Below are 18,543 nucleotides of genomic sequence, written 5' to 3'. Positions count from 1 at the left end.
TTTCCGCAGCTTAGTGTGTATTTCTTATCAAGTAAGAAGAAATTCACAGAATATATCTACCAAAAGTTCTCTTCTTTCGAAAATCAGAACACTACGCTTAGCGGAGACAGAATACGGAGACTCCTATGGGAACAGCACGAGTCTGAAGACCCCGCAGGAAAGCGATTTTTGCTTTCCGTGGAGGCTGAGGCCGTGCCCATGGAAAGCGCAGTATTCTGCCGGAGCGAATGACAACACTTCTCAAAAAACAGGATAGAACAACGCAAATCCATATCCAGTTACTGCGCAGTTTATGGATAACGTGCAGCTATTTAACGCTCATAGTTTAGTCCCTTAACCATGCCAAACACATGGTACCGTGACCGGTGTGGACACCTGCTACTGGAACGAGGGTTTGAATGTTAACTTTCAGTTCCGCATGCAGTTTTTCAATTTCATCTTTCCATTTATGTGCTTGGTCTTTGACACCCGCGTGTAATATACAAATTTCTTTTAAATGATATTTCTCCATTGCATCATCCAATAATTGAAACATTTTTCGTTTCGCTCGTTTTTTAATACGTACTTTATCTTTGACAACAACCTTTCCATCATCAAAGCCAAGTATTAAGTGAATGTTTAATAATGACGCAAATATAGATTGTGCCGCACTCACTCTACCGCTTTTCCTTAGCTGGTCAAAACTTTGCGGCATGAGATACATCTGGGCAAATGCTGGATATGATCTTAATTGTTGGACAATATCAGTTACACTATGTCCACTCTTTGCCATTTGCACACCATTTTGTATCATTTTGCCTAACGCAAAATCACCAATTTTCGAATCAATCACTTCCACATCAAAGCCAACCATCTCAGATGCGGAAATCGAGCTTTGGTATGTCCCGGTAAGCTGACTAGAAGCATGAATCGCTATACCAAAATCATATTCCTCTTTTAAACGCTCATATAAAGTAATGAAGTCACCATAAGCAGGTTGACTTGTTTTGGCATCGTCACCGTGCTCCTTTAACATTTGATAAAAAGCTTCTTTCGTTAAATCCACTTCTTCTCTATATGTTTTACCATTGATGATTACATTTAAAGGAATAATGAAAATATCATGTTGTTCCGCATATTCTCTATCTAAACCACATGAGCTGTCCGTAATCCATGCAATTTTTTTCAAAATATTCGCCCCTTTTCCTACACAATGTGTGCAATCGTATTAGCGTCTATTTTACTTGATATTAGAAGTCAAGTAAATCGACAAATTACGCAAAACGGAAATAAATTAAGATAAAAGTAGCTAACACCAAAATAAAGTTTAAGAACACAAAGACAAATTGATCCACTTTTGTCTTATGTATACGAATCGGCGGATCATAAAATGATACACCTTCAATAATAAAGATAATTAATACAATGTGAATCATCGCGTGACCGATAATTTCCGTCATACCGAATAGTAATGTTGTGGAGATAAAGATCAGTGTAACAACCAAACCAAGAATTCGATTTAAAATCCCTACAACTAATAAATATCCAACCACAAATTCAACAAAAGCGGCCATTACAATAAAAACTTCTGGATCAAAGCCAAAGGTTGGTACATGATGATTCACGACAATATCCAATGACATAGCCGGGTACACCCATTTTTCCACCGCGACCCAACAAAGACTTAATCCTGTTCCCAAATACAAGAATGGAAACCCCCAGCCTTCCAGCTTTGTTTTTCCAATAAATAATACAAAAATAATTGCTAAATAAAAGCCATAATCCAACATGTAAAACCAGCCATAATCTTGCCATACCGTAATAAACAGTGCTAGCATGAAAAAGGCAGCCACTTTCGTACTGATATGGTGAGGGATTAATAGGGAGATAATAATAATCCCCATTATTATTATTTGCCAGGAAGCTGTTATTTCAAACTCAGGAGCAAACATTGTTCCTGAAACTAATTGAATAATGAATGCAATTGCTGTACCATATTTCAGAATATGACGAGAATATTGGCGAATACCATTAAGAAATTCGTCTACCTTCGTTGCATACGGTATTTTCAAAAAATAATCCATTACTTGTGATAAAATAGCTAAAGTAACTGCTACTACAATTGCAAATGTAATAAAAAATGGGGATAGTATTTGCTCAATCGGAACTTTTTCCGGCTCGACTTCGGCAAACCATTTTACATGAGCAAAAGTAGTAATTGGCGTTGCTAATAAAAGTGCTATAAAGAATGATAGTAGTCCTTTTCTACGTAATAACATGGCTCTTCTCCTTTGAATAGAATGTCTGATGCTAATCATATCATATGGAAGAAAGGAACAGATATAATCTTGAATAAATTTCAACTTGTATTAGATGTTGGTGGAGTCCTTGCTACCGATTTGGATCTTTTTTGGGAAGAACTCGTTAATCAGGCAGGTCTTCCTTATGATAAAATACGAGCCATTTATAAAACAGAAATTCGTAAACAGTTATGGCAAGGTGATATTTCCGAGCGTGACTTTTGGCAATGGCTCAGCTATACTTTCCCCAAAATCAACCTAGAATATTTGCAAATAGTTATGCAGAAAAGTCTAGTCGAACTAGAAGGTATCCAGCATATTGAAAAATGGAATACTATAAGCGATATACATATTTTGAGTAACCATCGAACAGAATGGCTCCAACCAATTATCAATCGGCTTCACCCTTTTTTGACTAGTACCACTGTTTCTGCAAATGTTGGTGTAGCTAAGCCAGAACAAGATATATATGAAATTTGTCATAAACAATTAGATAGCAATCGCCCTATTTTATTCGTTGATAACAAAAAGGAAAATTTGGCTCCCGCAAGAGAACTAGGGTGGCAAACCATACATGCAGATTCAGACAATAAATGGATTGCACAAGTAGATCAGTTTTTATCTAGTGTTTAATTATCAACTTTTGTAATTTACTTCAGTTTTAACTAAAAGAAAGGGGCTTCCCAAAACCAAGTGATTTCGGTAGCCCCTGTTTATTGCTTAATGTAAGGATGCGTGTCCTGAGGTTAATACCCAAATAGAACCAAAGACGATAATTAATGCCAGAATGATACTATTAACCATATTGATGACATTAATAATTCCTTCTTTTCCTTCTGTCACGTGCATGAACATAAAGAGTTGGATGATCGCCTGAAATATCGCCAGTACTCCGAGAACCCACAGAATTACATGATTAGAAAAGTCAGTGTAAATTGCTACAAAAACGGCTAGTAATGTTAGTGCAATTGACAAAATGAACCCAACTAACAAATTCCATGGAAAACCTTGAGATTTTGCACTCATTTACATCACCATTCCTTTCAAGTAGACAAATGTGAAAATGAAGATCCACACAACATCTAAAAAGTGCCAGTATAAACTTGCAATAAATAACTTACTTGATGTTTGTACCGTAATACCACGACGAACGAGCTGCACAAGTAATAAACTAATCCAAATAATCCCGAAAGTCACGTGTGCTCCGTGTGTACCTAGTAGTGTAAATAATGCAGCAGTAAATCCACTGGTTTGAATCGTTGCACCTTCATGAACGTAATGAATAAATTCATTAATCTCCATATATAGGAAGCCTGCTCCTAGTAGTAAAGTCACAATCATCCAAATTAGTAATCCTCTTTTATCCTGATTACGCATCGAATGAATTGCTAATCCACTGGTAAAACTACTTGTTAACAAAATAAAGGTTTGGATCAAGACATCTTTTAGAATAAAGATGTCTTGACCAGCTGGTCCACTGGCTGTGTTATGCTCTAATACGAAGTAAGAAGCAAACAATGTGGAGAAAAGAACAATTTCAGCACCAAGAAAGATCCAAAAACCTAAAATATTCATTTGAGTTTGTTTTGATTGATATTCTAACGGTGTCGTATGGGATGTCATTGTAAATCACCTCTCCACTCTCTTTCTTCCTTCTCCAACTCTTCAACTGGTATATGATATCCGTCATCGTAATCGAAACTATTAGCAATCAAACCAATCACAATACCAATCGAAGCGACAATTGCCAACGTAAACCATTCAAAGACTAGGAAAAATCCAACTACACCAAATGCTGCTGCTAAAACGATTGGCGTCCATGAATTACTTGGCATATGAACAGGTTTTAAGTCTTTTTTCTTTAAACCTGTTTCACCTTTTTTCTTCTTGTACCAGAAGTCATCTAATTGTTCGACTTGTGGAACAACCGCAAAATTGTAATGTGGTGCAGGTGAAGCAGTTGCCCACTCTAGTGTACGAGCGTTCCATGGATCGCTTCCTACATTTCTGGAAGCATATCGGAAACTCCAATAAATGTTGTAACATAATGCTGCAAATCCAGCTGCCATCACTAGTGAACCAACAGCTGAGAAACCTAGCCATGCACCCCATCCAGTACTTTCTGCATAAGTGTACATACGACGAGACATACCGTCTAGTCCAACAAAGAACATTGGCATAAATGTCATATTAAAGCCAATCACAAATAACCAGAAATGCCATTTACCGATTTTTTCATTAAGCTTGAAGCCAAACATTTTTGGCCACCAGTAGTATAATGCCGCAAATACCGCAAATACTACTCCCGGAATCAATACATAGTGGAAGTGTGCCACTAAGAACATCGTATTATGATATTGATAATCTGCCGCTGCCATAGCTAGCATAACACCAGTTACCCCACCAATAGTGAAACATGGAATAAATGCTAATGACCATAACATAGCAGTAGAAAATTCAATTCGACCTTTCCTCATTGTAAATAACCAGTTAAATATCTTCACACCCGTAGGTATCGCAATCATCATCGTTGTAAGGGAGAAGATTGAGTTTACCGCTGCACTGTTCCCCATTGTATAGAAGTGGTGTACCCACACGAGCATACTTAGGAAAGCAATACCTGCTACTGCAAATACCATCGATTTATATCCATACAAATTCTTTCTTGAGAAAGTTGCAATGACTTCCGAGAACATACCAAATGCCGGTAATACCACAATATATACCTCTGGATGTCCCCATAGCCAGAACAGGTTCAACCATAGCATCGGATCTCCGCCAGCTGCAACAGTGAAAAAGTGTGTACCAAATAATCGATCTAATGTCATGAAAAGTAATGCAATTGTTAGGATCGGGAATGCTGCCACAATAATAATTGACGTGATAAACGTTGACCACGTAAATATTGGTAGCTTCATCCATGACAAACCTGGTGCACGCATTTTCATTATCGTTACTATAAAGTTAATACCTGTTGCTAATGTACCAATACCGGCAATTTGCAGGGAAACAGCATAATAGTTATTTCCGACGCCAGGCGTAAATTCTTTACCTGCTAATGGGAAGTAAGATGTCCAGCCTGCATCAGGTGAACCACCAATAACAAATGAAAGGTTAAACAACATCGCACCTGCAAAGAAAGTCCAAAAACTGAAAGCATTCAGTTTCGGAAATGCCACATCTCGTGCTCCTATTTGTAACGGAATAACGACGTTCATAATACCAATCAACATCGGCATCGCCATAAACAGAATCATGATGACACCATGTGTTGTAAATATTTCATCATAATGCTGTGCATTCAATATATCTAACTCTGGTCTAGAAGTTTGTGCCTTCATTAAAAGACCATCCACACCGCCTCTGAAGAACATGAGCACTCCAGCTAAAATATACATAATCCCGATTTTTTTATGATCAACAGTTGTAAACCATTCGTTCCACAACCATTTCCATCTTTTTAAATACGTAATTAAAGCAATTAGACCAATCATTGTCAGACCAATTGCGATTTGTGATGCCAAAATTAAAGGATCACCAGTAACAAAAAATTCATCTAATGACATGTCGTTCACCACCTCTTATTAATGATGTGAGTGATCTGTTGTTTCAGAATCACTGTGTTCCATTTCTTCATGATCATGTTCATGACTCTCTGTATCTTGCTCCGTACTATCGGCTTCTCTATCCTCGTCTATATCTTGATGAATGTCATCATGTTCACCGTGCTTAAGCTGATATTTTTCCGGGTCAATATACTGTTCAGAACCACCATGTGCATGATCAATCCAGTCTAAATGCGTACCATTAAAAGTCATACGACCTAATACACCTGGCTCTAATATTTGACTATAAGTATCTTCTGATAGCTCATTTGCTGTATTTTTCACATCATTTACCCATTTGTTAAAGTCTTCCCGAGTTTGTGCTTGAACTTCAAATTCCATATGGGCATAGCCTCTACCATTGAAGCTAGTATTTCTTCCGTAATAAGAACCAGGCTGATCTGCTACCATGTAAAGGTTTGTTTGCATATTAGCCATCGTATACTTTTGCCCTGCAAGTTCCGGTACCCAGAATGATTGCATCGTTCCAGCTGAAGTCATTTTAAATTGAACAGGATGATCTTCTGGAATATTAATGTAGTTTACTGTCTCGATATCTTGATCTGGATAACTGAATATCCATTTCCAATCCGCTGATGTAACATGAATAACAAGCGGCTCTTCCTCTTCATAGCCTTGCGGAACATCCTCCACTTCATAGATGGTCTTCGTTGTGGGGATCATTAAGGCTATAACGATAAGTACCGGGATCGTAAACCAAGTTATTTCAAGAAGATGGTTTCCTTTTTCTTCTTCTGGTTCGAAGTCACCATCGTCTTTGCGCGCTCGGTATTTCCAAACAATGTAGCCAAATAACACAAAAACAACGACTACAATGACTAACATAAAGATAATCGAATACACAATTAAATCTGTTAAGCTTCTTGCAATCGGCCCTTTAGGATCAAATACGAGCAGTTTTGATTCACAGCCTGCAAGCAAAACAGGAATTAACAATAAAGTGAGAGCATATATGAGCTTCTTCATTGCATTCATGGTGTTTCTCCTTTCGTCTAAAGAACATTTCTATTACTTTACATACCCTTTTGTTTGATAAGTAAAATTACATCTGTTTTACATTTTGACAGCTAAATGTGATGAAAGTATGATGAAGCTATAAATGTCATAATTTGTTCAAAATAAAGTGAGACTATGAACATCCGCTGCAGGGTGATAGCATCTGTTATCTTCACTTTACTTGAAGTTTGAATTTGGGATCCTACAGACGATTAGCACCGTGATAACATCATCCATTTTACTAATAGCGGATTTTTCTATACTATTTGAGTAGAGACAAAATTGAAGTTTGAGAGGGATAACTATGAAGACAATATTACTTGCCGATGACGAACAACAAATGAGAACCATGTTAACCTTATATTTAAGAAAAGATTTTCAACTGATAGAAGCAGAAAATGGCAACGAAGCGATCAATGCGTTAAAACATCATGAGGTTGACCTTGTCTTGTTAGATATTATGATGCCTGAATTAGACGGTATAGAAGCATGTAAACAAATGAAAAAACTTAAACCAGGTGTGCCGATCATCTTACTTACCGCGTTAAATGAAACCTCTCAAAAAGTAGAAGGTCTAACAATTGGAGCAGATGATTATGTAGTTAAGCCTTTCGAACCGGAAGAGTTGTTAGCGAGGATTCATGTGCAACTCCGGCATTTTCAAAAAGAAGAAGTGCAGACAACAATCATCCAGTTCAAAGATTTAAAGATCGATCCTGTTTCCCACACTGTTGCAGTTAATGGTAAAGATGTCAAATACAGTCCTAAAGAATTTGATTTACTTTATTTAATGGCATCCCACCCCAACCGGGTATACACCCGGGAACAACTATTGGATTTAATTTGGGGCTTAGATGAGGTTGTCGATATTCGGACAGTCGATTCACATGTACGTTATGTCAGAGATAAATTGAAGAAAGCCGGCATTACCGATCAGCCGATAGAAACGGTTTGGGGTGTTGGTTACAAATTTAATCGGGAGGATCACGATGAAACTTAATAGTGTTGTTTTCAAGCTTGGAGCGACCATCTTATTTTTACAACTTATTATTTTAATTCCACTTGGGTATATTATTTTACAACTTATTTTAAACTACTCGATGAATGAGACCGAGCAACAGCTTGTACAGCTGTCAGAAAAATATGCCACACAAGTAAACAGTATCGATGATCCAGAAAATCTTCAGCTATTGGAACACCTCGCTGATATGACCGATACAAGTGCGGTGATTCTCGACCAAAATGGGGAAACAGTTTTGCAAACTAACTGGCACAATGATATTACCGATGAAGTACTCGCAAATCCGCAAATTAAACAGCTAGAAGCCGGGGAAACTATCGTAGAAGATTACACGTTTAACAGTACAACTTATTTAAAAGTAGCCCAGCCGATCGCGAATCAGGATACTATCCAAGGGAGTGTCGTTTTATTCTCTTCATTCGGACTTATTAGTAATTCAATTCATAATATTATCTTTTTTGTGATATTGGCAAGTCTCGGAGCAGTTGCCTTAGCAATAGGGTTCACCTTCTTTATATCGAAAAAATTAGGTGCACCTTTAATCGCAATGGAGAAAGTCGCAAAACAAATTGCAGAAAAAAAGAATTTCTCTTTACGTGTAGATTATAAAGCGACGGACGAAATTGGTTCTTTGGCCCATGCCATCAACCATTTATCCGAAACATTGGAACGCTATCAGACAAACCGCAATGAATTTTTCTCGAATATTACACATGAATTGAAGACACCATTAACTTATGTAAAAGGATATGCCAACGCCGTTCGCCACGAGATGTATCAAAGTAAAGAAGAACGGGATGAATTCCTTGAAATTATCGAAAATGAAACAGATCATATTAGTAATTTAATGGACGATCTCACAGACTTATCCAAAATTGAAGAAGGAAAAATTGATTTAAATAAAGAAGATATCAATATTAATAAATTAGCAGAAGAAATGATAAGACGCTCACAGTTCAGGGCTTCTGAGAAGGGACTTTCCTTACATCTTGACATACCCGACAGTACCGTCTTTTTATTCGCAGATAAAAACAGACTTGATCAAGTGTTAACCAATTTAGTCGAAAATGCCGTTCGCTACACAGAAAAAGGCAGTATTACATTAACGGTAACAGAGGAACGTAATGACGTCATTATGCAGGTGAAAGATACAGGAATTGGAATTAAAAAAGAGGACATACCTTACCTGTTTGAGCGCTTTTACCGTGTAGATAAATCCCGTTCCCGAGCAAATGGCGGTACCGGCTTAGGATTAGCCATTGTAAAAAATCTAGTAGAAATGCATGAAGGAGACATTCATGTTGATAGTGAATTAAATAAAGGAACAACGATCACCTTACGCTTGCCAAAGGGAGAACAACTAAATGATTAATTATTTTACATCAAGTAGAAGATAGAATATACCTTAGTTTATATAGAAGCGGACTTTTATTCCGTTGTTCGTCAAACATAAAGCTAATTTCCTGTCCATTTTAACTACCAGCATCGAAAAATGGGCATTTTTTTACAATATAACGCACCAAATATGATCATAAGGTTGGTTTACACACTCATAATGGAAAGGACGAGCATCATGGAATTGCAACTGATCGAAGTCTATATCCCTGCCCATCGATTTGAACGATTTCTAGAAGAAGTCGAAGAATACCATGTCATCGAAAAATGGTATACGAAAATATCAGAAGAAGAACAGTTAGTAAAAATATTAATCGAGAAAAAATATGCAGAAGAGATTTTAGATTTCCTGGAAGTAAATGACCGTGGTCAAGAAAATATACGGGCACTACTCTATAATATTTCGACTTATGTACCAAGAATTGAGATTGACGAGGAAGAAGACGAAACAGAAGATTCTGAAGAAAAACAACAAGAAATTACCCGTGCCAGTCGTCATGAATTATACAATGTCGTGCAATCATCCAGTACTTCCAGTGTCAATTATCTGTGGATGCTGCTATTATCTTCTGTGGTTGCTACAGCCGGGATTGTTAAGGATAGTCCTGCTATTGTTATTGGAGCAATGGTAATCGCACCATTAATTGGTCCTTTTACCGCACTTGCTTTTGCAGCAACTTTAGGTGATTATAATTTAATGAAAAAATCGATTCTAACTTGTTTATACGGTTTAGCGATTCCAGTTGGAATAGCAATTATTTTCGGATTAATATTTCCTTTGCCAGTTAATAGTGATGAATTTTTGGCGAGGACAAACATTGAATTAATGGATATTGTCGTAGCGCTTGCCGCGGGTACTGCAGGTGCGATGTCATTTGCAAAAAGAGTATCTGAAGCACTTGTTGGGGTGATGGTATCTGTCGCATTATTACCACCTGCTGTCGTATTGGGAATGATGCTGGGAGCCCTAGAATTTCAACAGTCGCTAACTCCATTGATTCTTTTAATGGTCAATATAAGTGCGATTCTTTTCTCAGCTATCGTTGTTTTTTGGACAAGTGGTATAGAACCGGTTAACTGGAGCGAAATTCAAGTTGCCCATACATCGAAAACCTATGCACTTATATTTGTCAGCAGTGTTATTATTATCTTAGCTGTGATGATCATTATTATTCAATTTTAACCATCCTTGCCTTCCTTAACGCTCCAATCTTTAACAAAAACTTTACCAATCAATTCTTGTCGATATATATCTGTACTGCTATACTTTACAGAGAAATTTGGTTTCAAGGAGGCTTATATGACTACAAAGAAATATACAGTTCGCGATTATCTCATCATTTTGTGGATTGCAACTCGATTAGGTTTCACCTCATTCGGCGGGCCTATTGCACACCTCGGCTATTTCCACGAAGAATACGTACGCCGGAAGAAATGGCTCGATGAAAAAGCCTATGCAGATTTAGTTGCATTGTGCCAATTCCTTCCTGGTCCTGCCAGCAGTCAGGTAGGGATTGGAATCGGAATCATTCGTGGTGGTGTATTAGGCGGTATTCTCGCCTTTCTTGGCTTCACCTTACCATCTGTCATTGTGCTTATTTTATTTGCTTTGGCGTTACATCAGTTTTCTTTTTATGATGCAAGCTTTATTCATGGTTTAAAAATTGTTGCTGTCGCTGTTGTTGCCCATGCAATTATGGGAATGGGTGCTAAATTAACACCGGACTTGCCACGAAAAGCGATAGCGTTAAGCGCTGTAGCCGTCATGCTCTTATTGCAAACAACGATGACACAGGTAATCATCATTTTGATCGCTGCAGTAATTGGTATTTTATTCTTTCAAAAACAAGAGAAGCAAGAACAACCTGCACGCGTACGTTTAAGCTTATCTAAGAAAACAGCTATTATTAGTATTTCGTTATTTTTTATCTTATTAGCAGCACTTCCGATAGCTAGCCAAATAATTGATTGGCAATGGCTGGCGATGTTTGACAGTTTTTACCGCTCAGGTGCTCTTGTATTTGGTGGCGGACATGTGGTTTTACCGTTACTAGAGCAAGAATTTGTACCAACTGGCTGGATAACAGAACAAGAATTTTTAGCAGGTTATGGGGCTGCACAAGCGGTACCTGGTCCACTCTTTACCTTTGCCGCATACCTTGGTACAGTCATCGGTGGGATTCCAGGTGGACTACTTGCAACAGCAGCTATCTTTCTGCCAGCCTTTTTACTCATTATTGGTACCCTACCTTTCTGGCATGCATTACGCCATATCTCTTCGGTACGTGGAGCCCTGGTTAGTGTTAATGCGGCCGTTGTCGGTCTGTTAATCGCGGCTTTTTATCAGCCTATCTGGACAAGTACTATTTTAGAAACGAAAGACTTTATCTTAGCTGCTATTCTTTTTAGTTTATTAGCATTTTGGAAATTGCCATCCTGGTTGGTTGTTATAATTGGCTTAATTGGTGGTACCCTATTACCTTATCTACCTTTTTAGTGATCGGATCATTCCGGTCACTATTTTTTGGACACTTTAGCTCATTATCTGGACACTCGAGGTTTTCTTGCACATTTTCTTGATACAATTTATAATATGAATATATGTTCATATATTATATTGAGGAGGATATCGTATGGGACATCATCATGAACATGGTCATAGTCATGATCATCATTATACCAACAACAAAAAGGCATTGCTGATCAGTTTTATATGTATTACGGCGTTTATGGTAGTAGAAGTTATCGGTGGCTTTTTAACAAATAGCCTGGCATTATTGTCTGACGCTGGTCACATGTTGAGTGATGCTTTTGCTTTAGGATTGAGTTTATTTGCATTTAAATTAGGCGAAAAAGCTGCTAATGCCCAGAAAACATACGGTTATAAACGATTTGAGATTTTAGCAGCATTTATTAATGGTGTCACACTTCTAGCCATTTCTATTTACATTTTTTATGAAGCTTATCATCGCTTCCTTGAACCTCCTAATGTAAGTCCGATGATGCTTTGGATTGCGATAATCGGTCTTATCGTTAATATTAGTGTTGCCTTCATATTAATGAGTGGTGGTGATACGAAGGGTAACTTAAATATGCGCAGTGCCTTGTTACATGTATTCGGCGATTTACTAGGCTCTGTTGGGGCAATTATTGCCGGACTCTTAATTATGGTTTTTAATTGGAATATGGCTGATCCGATTGCAAGTATTATTGTTGCGGTACTTATTTTGATTAGTGGCTATCGGGTCACTCGTGATTCCTTTCATATTTTAATGGAAGGTACCCCTAGTTACTTATCTTATGAAGAAATTGAAAATAAGTTGGTCCAAATAGACGGTGTCATTAATATACATGATTTACACGTCTGGACGATTACTTCAGATTTTCCAGCGTTAAGCTGTCATATGGTTGTAGAGGAACATATCGATCGAGACCTGCTATTAAAAAAGGCTGCCAATGTATTACATGATGACTTTGCGATTCATCATACAACCATCCAAATAGAAGGTAGGCATGCAGATTTGGAGGATGATGAAAACAATTGCAATTGATTACAGGAGGGCTTAGTCATGTCAGATGAAAACTATCAACCATTAGACGAAGAAACACTTTTTTTAGTATCTCAAACCTTTAAAGCATTGGCTGATCCGACCAGAATCCGGATCTTACATTTGTTATTTAATCAGGAATTGTCGGTCTCAAACATTGCAGAACAGCTAAATCTTAATCAATCAAATGTCTCCCATCAATTACGTTTTTTAAAAAATTTACGCCTAGTAAAATACAGGCGTGATGGTAAGACCATTTATTATTCTCAGGACGATGAACATGTGATGAAAATATTACAGCAATCAATTGATCATGCGACCCATCACTGAAAGATAAAAGGACAAAAGAGGAAAAATCCGAACATTAACACACTTAACGCATAGGCAAAACACTTCGCTTTCCGTGGGTACGGCTTCCGCGCCATATGTTGCCTAAGCTAAGTTCAGATTGTTCGGATTATTGCACTATCTATTTAGCTCTCTGCCTCTTTTGTTTTTTACACACATGTAAAGGATTGAATTCTTTCTGTATCTATTCCGAAGTATACCCAGTTAAATCCTGTCCAGCGGTATCCGGCAACTGACCGTCTGCCGATATACGTTGGATAAAACCAAAATGAGTTATAGCGGCTGAGCCAAACATACGTGTATCGATATAAACAGCCTCTCATAGAACCAGGATCAACTGCATACAATTGTGGTCCATCACCTAGTTGCTGTGTTTGCTGTGGTATTTGTGCAGGTGGTGGGCCTGGTGGTGGCATACCTTGTGGCCCCTGTTGAATATTGGGTGGTCCAAATGGCGGTGGAGCAGAAGGGCCGTCTCCTTGCCCTGGACCAGGATAGCCCCTTTGAGGGAGCTGACTATAGTCTGCGTACACATTCCCATATTGATCATACATATATGGATGAGATGGATAATATTGTCCCATGATGTTTATACCTCCTGTCACTAACACTATATGTCAGGTACGAGGTTAGGTAATTTGTCCATATTAAAATTAGGCAGTTATTGTTCTTTTATTTTTATATACAAATCATGTGATGTTTCGGTACCTTGAATCGTATAGCCAATATCTATTTTCACATCTTCTAAAGCCAATTCATGTTTTTTGCCATATTGATACATCTCACCAAAGGTCTGTGCAATGGAAACTAAACTACCTTCGTGCTTGTGATGTAAATAACTCGCGGAGGGAATCACTAGTTTCTCCATTCCTTCAGGGACTTCAGCATCTTGTTCTACTTCTACACAAATACACTGAGTATAGTTGCTCTCATGTTTCTCCAGACTTATATCCATCATGATATCCGTTTTTCGCTGCTTTATTTTCACTAATCTGTTTTTGAATTCTTCCCACTTTACTGGCATATCACGGATCAACCCTTGCCAATCCCGAGTAATTGTAATCCCGATTACTGACATTTCATCTTTTACCACAATATTCATTTTTCCTCACCCCTTCCTTATATGACTAAGAAAAACCGGGAAAACCCACCCGGTCCTGTTCGAAGTAGTTATTTTGACATGATTAATAGTCGTAACAACCGCTTCGGCTTGCCCACTTCGCTTTCCAGGGGGCGTGTCTTCAGCTAACTTTGCAAAGAAGATCGCTTTGCAAAGTTAGTTGAGGTCGTGCCCGCAGAAAGTAATTAGTCGGAGCGTTACAAATATACATCAAATGTTTCAAAATAACTACTTTGCTTAAAGCAGTCATTGCACTGATTTTATACTTTTCTTATGAGCAAAAAAAAGAACCAGTAATTAATACTGATTCTATATTTCTACATGCCCTCTTTTAATTCCTGCTTTTATGAGATAAATTTTTTCATCACCTTTGTACCATTACAAGAAAATAAACATTCTTTATCTTCCATTACGGTTTCTAGATGGACATCTTTTCCCCATAATTGATAAATATATGGCAATGTTTTCTCTAAGTAACGGACATCAAGCTCTACACCTTCATAATGGTGGTGAATATATAATTCTCCGTTTCGCATATAGTCACCATCAACAACTGTCAAATAAGGAAAACCTCCGTTTAATCTGGTGGAAATCAATTGATCACGTACTTCTTCCCAATTTTTATCGACTATTTTATATTCTGGCCCTTGTTTTTGAAAAAGATACAGATCTTCTTTTTCTACCAGGTCTTTCGTTAAATAATTGCGCATAAATGAGATATCTGATTCAATTTCGCGCACCTCAAATATCTTTTCCCTCCCTAAACCGGGTTCTACTCCAAACTGTTTCATTTCTTCAGAAGGGTTGTTGTATCGTTCCTCGATATCTTCAAACATTTTTACTCCAAGGTAATAAGGATTAATCTGTGTTGTTGATGGTTGAACAACACCGGCATTGAGAGATGCAAATTCCACTGTTTCATCACTTGTTAACTCTAACTCCCTTACAATTCGCTGATGCCAGTACGTCGCCCAGCCCTCATTCATAATTTTCGTTTCTAATTGCGGCCAAAAATAAAGCATTTCCTCTCTCATCATTGTTAGTATGTCGCGCTGCCAATCCTCTAATTCTCTACTATGCTCTTCAATAAATAATAAAATATCTTTTTCCGGCTGAGGGGGAAAAGACTTTTTCTTTTTAGCTGATTGCCCCGAATTGGAAGAAGGCTGGTCTAGATCCCATAAATCATCATATTCTGTTCTTCTAGGCTGCGGCATTTCCTCTTCTTCCTCATTTTTTTGCCAATCTAATTGTGCTTTTAACAAGGTTGGGTCGATGTGCTCCTGAATCGAGAGTACCGCATCAAGGAATTTTTCTACTTCTTTGATTCCGTATTGTTTCTCGTATTTCGCCACGCGCTCAGCAGTCGCAGCCATGCTTTCCACCATATCACGCTTCGTATTTTGAAACCGTACATTATTTTTAAAAAAGTCACAATGTGCTAATACATGAGCTACAATCAATTTATTTTGAATCAAGCTATTGGAATGTAATAAAAAAGCATAACACGGATTTGAATTGATCACCAATTCATATATTCTACTCAACCCAAGATCGTATTGCAGTTTCATCCGGTGAAATTGTTTCCCAAAGCTCCAATGTGAAAATCTCGTCGGCATCCCATATGCACCGAATGTATATAATATTTCTGGTGGACAAATTTCATAGCGCATCGGGTAAAAATCCAGACCAAATCCTTCTGCAATCTCGGTGATTTCATGAATTGCTTTTTCCAATTTCTTTTTCTCTTCAGCTTTCAAACAAAACACCTCCACTATAATATATGAGAGGTGTTCGAAAATAGGACACCCATTATGAGATTTGGTGTCCTATCTGTTATTGGTCATTTCTACTAAATCTTCAATGGCAGTAGAAATCTGACCAAAGGAATGATTCACGTCATCCAGTTTATGAAAGAATTTCTCAATTTCTGCTTCAATGGTATTATTCTGACCTTTTGATTGATTCATCTTATCTACTAATTCTTCAAAAAATTGATAAATAGTCTTCATGCTCTGAGTACTGTCCGTAACGGAGACTTGGACTTCATCTACATATCCTATCACTTTCCCTACCTGTGTATTAGTCTTCTCGATTAGTCCAGTTACATTGCTGACAGAATTCTTTGTTTGTTCTGCAAGTTTACGTACTTCATCCGCAACAACTGCGAAACCTTTTCCATCTTCTCCAGCTCGAGCAGCCTCAATTGCAGCATTTAATGCAAGTAAATTCGTTTGCTCCGCAATATCTGTTACCATACTAACAATTGATTCTATCTGATGCGATATTTCTGCCAAACTACTACTTTCCTCTTTGATACCTTGCATTTTTTCTTCCATTTCTTCCATCTGTTTTTCTTGTAATTGAAGGTCCTGCCTGCGTTCTTGAGATGTTTTTTCAACATTTTCAGAGGTGGAGGTTCCTTGCTGAGCGTATTGTAAAATATCCTCTAATTGATGTACTAGCTGTTCTGTGGATGCTTTTGATTGTTGGAAAACTGCCGCTAAATCTTCAGATGTTGCATTAATTTGTTGATGTAATTTTTCCTTCTCAGCTTCCTGATGATCATGTACCTGCTGAATTTCAGTTTGATAAGCTTCTAACACAAGTTGTTGCTCAAGGTTTAATATTTTCGATGTTGCTGCAATTGCTTGATAAAAATAAGCTTTATCTGTAATTTTTTCATTAAAAATAGCCATTAATGAATTTAATAAATCTTGAAAGGCACACATATACCATTTCGGTTGTAAACCGATGCGAAAGTGAATGTTGGCAATTTTCATTCTTGTTTCATAAAACGATTGATCGATCGTGCCATTAAACATTTCTTGAATATGCTTGGTTAATGTCTGTTTTAGGCGGTCTCTTGTACTGTTATCCTCAATGATTTCCATCAAAGATGCTTCATGCTCAAGGTTCTTGTAAAATTGTGCTACAATTCCATCAATATGTTCCTCGACCCAAGGCTTTATCTTTTTAAGGGTAATGAGGTCTTGTTTAGTTAAATCAATCATTTGTAATTGTCTATCGTACAAACTACCTTTTTCTACATCTAATATTACGTCTAATGGCTGATCATTTGATTGAGTAACGACCTTTTTCTTTCTCTTTAGAAATGTTTTCACTGATATTCCCCTTTTACTACTATAGATTTACGACTATTTTATCATAAAAAATAGTTTGATACATCAGCATGCTTTTAGTGAACTACCTATACTAATCTACATTACCTTCATAAACTGTATTAATTGCATGGAAAGTGAGGTGAGTAACTTGCGAAGACTATTTGTAGCCAAATTGAAAGGCAGAAATGAAGTCCCTCCCGTTAACACAAATGCTTTTGGTTCAGCAAAATTTATAGTTAATAAAAACAGAACTAAAATAAAATTCACATTAGAAGTTTATGACATTAAAAACTTGGTTCAGGCTCATATCCATTTTGGCAGACGGGGTGAAAATGGACCTGTAATAGTGTTTCTATTTGGTGCCGACTTAGAAACGCTTGAGGAACAACATGGCATATCGACAGAACGAGGCGTTGTTACGGGAAATATTACAGATAACGATATTGTAGAAAATGATGTTGGTATAGAAACAGTAGAAGATTTATTAAAATTAATGGAACAAAAAGTAACTTATGTTAATGCCCATACTGAACAAAATCCTGCAGGTGAAATCAGAGGGCAAATTATACCAAGATAAATGTTAGGTGATGAGTCTAGATATTGCGGACGTACAATTTCCTACGTTATTATTTTACAAGAATGCATAAAAATAAACCTTGCCTATTTTATATCCTTGCAAGGTTTATTTTAAATTATGCTAATCTTCCAATCTTTTTCTTACATCTACATTTCGTAAGGGTATAGCCAGTAATTTCAAACCCTTTTTGTTTCAAAAAACGAATTGCTAAATTTTTTTCCACATGGTTGGAAGCAACAATATGAACGGACCTAGAAGGAATTTCTTGAAAATGTCTTCTTAGGTATGGGATTGGAATTACAACCGCTTCTGCTACTTTATCATTGTCTGCCTCTTGATAATCACGAATATCCAACATTAATTTTTCCCGATTTCGCTTCTTATCTATCTCTACACACGGTATCCCTTTAATAGGTACATAACGTGTATAGAATAAATGGCTCACCATCACTGTAATCAATAGTAAAACAATCCAAAAGATTGACATGTTAAGTTTCCTCCATTACCT

Annotated in this window: 19 protein-coding genes; 8 read left to right on the top strand and 11 right to left on the bottom strand. The window is 37.3% G+C overall.

What is annotated here, in order from left to right; all coding sequences use genetic code 11:
* Positions 1-325: 325 nt before the first annotated feature.
* Positions 326-1,168, bottom strand: a complete 843-nt coding sequence (locus tag J5J03_RS12465) for a DegV family protein (RefSeq protein ID WP_208589947.1) — start codon at positions 1,166-1,168, stop codon at positions 326-328.
* An 85-nt stretch (positions 1,169-1,253) separates the two neighbouring features.
* Positions 1,254-2,258, bottom strand: a complete 1,005-nt coding sequence (locus J5J03_RS12460; protein ID WP_208589946.1) for a DoxX family membrane protein — start codon at positions 2,256-2,258, stop codon at positions 1,254-1,256.
* Between the two features lie 69 nt (positions 2,259-2,327).
* Between J5J03_RS12460 and J5J03_RS12455 the strand changes: the two genes are divergently transcribed.
* A complete protein-coding gene (locus J5J03_RS12455; RefSeq protein WP_208589945.1) occupies positions 2,328-2,912 on the top strand; it encodes an HAD family hydrolase in 585 nt (194 codons plus the stop codon).
* A gap of 87 nt (positions 2,913-2,999) precedes the next feature.
* Here the strand turns inward: J5J03_RS12455 and qoxD are convergent, their stop codons facing one another.
* From qoxD to qoxA, 4 genes are read right to left on the bottom strand one after another with little or no spacing between them, the layout of a single operon-like run.
* Positions 3,000-3,305, bottom strand: a complete 306-nt coding sequence (gene qoxD, locus J5J03_RS12450) for a cytochrome aa3 quinol oxidase subunit IV (RefSeq protein ID WP_208589944.1) — start codon at positions 3,303-3,305, stop codon at positions 3,000-3,002.
* Positions 3,306-3,902, bottom strand: coding sequence for a cytochrome aa3 quinol oxidase subunit III (qoxC, locus tag J5J03_RS12445; protein WP_208589943.1), 597 nt, complete (start codon positions 3,900-3,902; stop codon positions 3,306-3,308).
* Positions 3,899-5,845: a cytochrome aa3 quinol oxidase subunit I gene (gene qoxB, locus J5J03_RS12440; protein ID WP_208589941.1), complete on the bottom strand. Its 1,947-nt coding sequence runs from the start codon at positions 5,843-5,845 to the stop codon at positions 3,899-3,901. The genes qoxC and qoxB overlap by 4 nt, the downstream gene beginning before the upstream one ends.
* A gap of 18 nt (positions 5,846-5,863) precedes the next feature.
* A complete protein-coding gene (qoxA, locus tag J5J03_RS12435; RefSeq protein WP_208589939.1) occupies positions 5,864-6,880 on the bottom strand; it encodes a cytochrome aa3 quinol oxidase subunit II in 1,017 nt (338 codons plus the stop codon).
* A gap of 325 nt (positions 6,881-7,205) precedes the next feature.
* Between qoxA and J5J03_RS12430 the strand changes: the two genes are divergently transcribed.
* The 6 genes from J5J03_RS12430 (at position 7,206) to J5J03_RS12405 (ending at position 13,195) form a co-directional block, all read left to right on the top strand.
* On the top strand, positions 7,206-7,901 hold the full coding sequence (locus J5J03_RS12430) for a response regulator transcription factor (RefSeq protein ID WP_208589937.1): 696 nt from the start codon (positions 7,206-7,208) through the stop codon (positions 7,899-7,901).
* Positions 7,891-9,294 (top strand): sensor histidine kinase, encoded by a 1,404-nt coding sequence (locus J5J03_RS12425; protein ID WP_208589936.1) that lies wholly within the window; start codon positions 7,891-7,893, stop codon positions 9,292-9,294. The genes J5J03_RS12430 and J5J03_RS12425 overlap by 11 nt, the downstream gene beginning before the upstream one ends.
* A 201-nt stretch (positions 9,295-9,495) precedes the next feature.
* Complete coding sequence (locus J5J03_RS12420; RefSeq protein WP_208589935.1) at positions 9,496-10,500, top strand: TIGR00341 family protein; 1,005 nt, start codon at positions 9,496-9,498, stop codon at positions 10,498-10,500.
* A gap of 117 nt (positions 10,501-10,617) precedes the next feature.
* Entirely contained in the window at positions 10,618-11,814 is a 1,197-nt protein-coding gene (gene chrA / locus J5J03_RS12415; RefSeq protein ID WP_208589932.1) for a chromate efflux transporter, read from the top strand.
* 136 nt (positions 11,815-11,950) lie between these two features.
* Positions 11,951-12,868, top strand: coding sequence for a cation diffusion facilitator family transporter (locus tag J5J03_RS12410; protein WP_208589931.1), 918 nt, complete (start codon positions 11,951-11,953; stop codon positions 12,866-12,868).
* 18 nt (positions 12,869-12,886) lie between these two features.
* Positions 12,887-13,195, top strand: coding sequence for an ArsR/SmtB family transcription factor (locus J5J03_RS12405; RefSeq protein WP_208589928.1), 309 nt, complete (start codon positions 12,887-12,889; stop codon positions 13,193-13,195).
* A 167-nt stretch (positions 13,196-13,362) separates the two neighbouring features.
* Here the strand turns inward: J5J03_RS12405 and J5J03_RS12400 are convergent, their stop codons facing one another.
* The 4 genes from J5J03_RS12400 to J5J03_RS22170 form a co-directional block, all read right to left on the bottom strand.
* Positions 13,363-13,797: a hypothetical protein gene (locus J5J03_RS12400; RefSeq protein WP_208589926.1), complete on the bottom strand. Its 435-nt coding sequence runs from the start codon at positions 13,795-13,797 to the stop codon at positions 13,363-13,365.
* A 77-nt stretch (positions 13,798-13,874) separates the two neighbouring features.
* The gene (locus J5J03_RS12395; RefSeq protein WP_208589925.1) at positions 13,875-14,315 is read right to left on the bottom strand and encodes a GyrI-like domain-containing protein; all 441 of its coding nucleotides are present in this window, start codon (positions 14,313-14,315) and stop codon (positions 13,875-13,877) included.
* Between the two features lie 362 nt (positions 14,316-14,677).
* Positions 14,678-16,093, bottom strand: a complete 1,416-nt coding sequence (locus tag J5J03_RS12390) for a SpoVR family protein (RefSeq protein ID WP_208589924.1) — start codon at positions 16,091-16,093, stop codon at positions 14,678-14,680.
* 69 nt (positions 16,094-16,162) lie between these two features.
* Positions 16,163-17,458 (bottom strand): globin-coupled sensor protein, encoded by a 1,296-nt coding sequence (locus J5J03_RS22170; protein WP_331460487.1) that lies wholly within the window; start codon positions 17,456-17,458, stop codon positions 16,163-16,165.
* A gap of 148 nt (positions 17,459-17,606) precedes the next feature.
* On the opposite strand from J5J03_RS22170, the gene J5J03_RS12380 reads away from it, so the two are divergent.
* Positions 17,607-18,035, top strand: coding sequence for a CHRD domain-containing protein (locus tag J5J03_RS12380; protein ID WP_208589923.1), 429 nt, complete (start codon positions 17,607-17,609; stop codon positions 18,033-18,035).
* Between the two features lie 115 nt (positions 18,036-18,150).
* Here the strand turns inward: J5J03_RS12380 and J5J03_RS12375 are convergent, their stop codons facing one another.
* The gene (locus J5J03_RS12375) at positions 18,151-18,522 is read right to left on the bottom strand and encodes a rhodanese-like domain-containing protein (RefSeq protein WP_208589922.1); all 372 of its coding nucleotides are present in this window, start codon (positions 18,520-18,522) and stop codon (positions 18,151-18,153) included.
* Between the last annotated feature and the right edge of the window lie 21 nt (positions 18,523-18,543).

Source organism: Gracilibacillus suaedae (genome assembly GCF_017599345.1).
Lineage (GTDB): Bacteria > Bacillota > Bacilli > Bacillales > Amphibacillaceae > Gracilibacillus > Gracilibacillus suaedae.
Note: the sequence above shows the minus strand (reverse complement) of the source record. Positions and strands in the feature narration are given on the sequence as shown.